Annotated in this window: 1 protein-coding gene; it reads left to right on the top strand. The window is 46.9% G+C overall.

Annotation, left to right across the window (positions count from 1 at the left end):
- Nucleotides 1-21 precede the first annotated feature (21 nt).
- On the top strand, nt 22-1212 hold the full coding sequence (tuf, locus tag ACQKC9_RS13455) for an elongation factor Tu (protein WP_057758488.1): 1191 nt from the start codon (nt 22-24) through the stop codon (nt 1210-1212).

Below are 1212 nucleotides of genomic sequence, written 5' to 3'. Positions count from 1 at the left end.
CCAAAAAAAGAGGAAATACCCATGGCAAAGGCCAAGTTTGAACGTAACAAGCCACACGTCAACGTCGGTACAATCGGACACGTTGACCATGGTAAAACAACCCTTACCGCTGCAATCGCAACCGTAGCTGCAATCACCTCTGGTGGCGAAGCCAAAGACTACGCGTCTATTGACTCAGCACCAGAAGAAAAAGCACGTGGTATCACAATCAACACCTCACACGTAGAATATGACACAGACAGCCGTCACTATGCTCACGTAGATTGCCCAGGTCACGCCGATTATGTTAAAAACATGATCACTGGTGCGGCCCAGATGGACGGCGCAATCCTAGTCGTATCTGCAACTGACGGCCCAATGCCACAGACTCGTGAGCACATCTTACTTTCACGTCAGGTTGGCGTACCGTACATCATCGTATTCATGAACAAATGTGACATGGTTGATGACGAAGAATTGTTAGAACTAGTAGAAATGGAAGTTCGTGAATTATTGAACGACTATGACTTCCCAGGTGATGACACTCCTATCGTTAAAGGTTCTGCTACTGAAGCCCTAAAAGGCTCAGAAGAAAAATACGGCCAACCAGCTGTAGTAGAACTACTAAACGTACTAGACACCTACATCCCAGAGCCAGAGCGTGACATCGACAAAGCATTCCTAATGCCAATCGAAGACGTATTCTCAATCTCAGGTCGTGGTACTGTAGTAACAGGCCGTGTTGAATCTGGTATCGTTAAAGTTGGCGACGAGATCGAAATCGTTGGTATCCGTGACACTCAAAAAACCACCTGTACTGGTGTAGAGATGTTCCGTAAACTGCTTGACGAAGGTCGTGCAGGCGAAAACTGTGGCGTACTACTACGTGGTACTAAGCGTGAAGATGTACAACGTGGCCAAGTACTAGCTAAGCCAGGTTCAATCACTCCTCACACCAAGTTTGACGCTGAAGTATATGTATTGTCAAAAGAAGAGGGTGGTCGTCACACACCATTCCTAAACGGTTATCGTCCACAGTTCTACTTCCGTACTACTGACGTAACTGGTGCAATCCAATTACAAGACGGTACTGAAATGGTAATGCCTGGTGATAACGTTGAGATGGGCGTAGAGCTTATCCACCCAATCGCTATGGACAAAGGTCTTCGCTTCGCTATTCGTGAAGGCGGCCGTACTGTAGGCGCTGGTGTTGTTGCTAACGTATTGAACTAA

The sequence above is a fragment of the Psychrobacter sp. NPDC078409 genome (assembly GCF_050268505.1).
Classification (GTDB): domain Bacteria; phylum Pseudomonadota; class Gammaproteobacteria; order Pseudomonadales; family Moraxellaceae; genus Psychrobacter.
Note: the sequence above shows the minus strand (reverse complement) of the source record. Positions and strands in the feature narration are given on the sequence as shown.

Coding starts and splice junctions, on each gene's coding strand:
- tuf (WP_057758488.1), top strand. CDS start 22: ATGGCAAAGGCCAAGTTTGAACGTAACAAGCCACACGTCAACGTCGGT.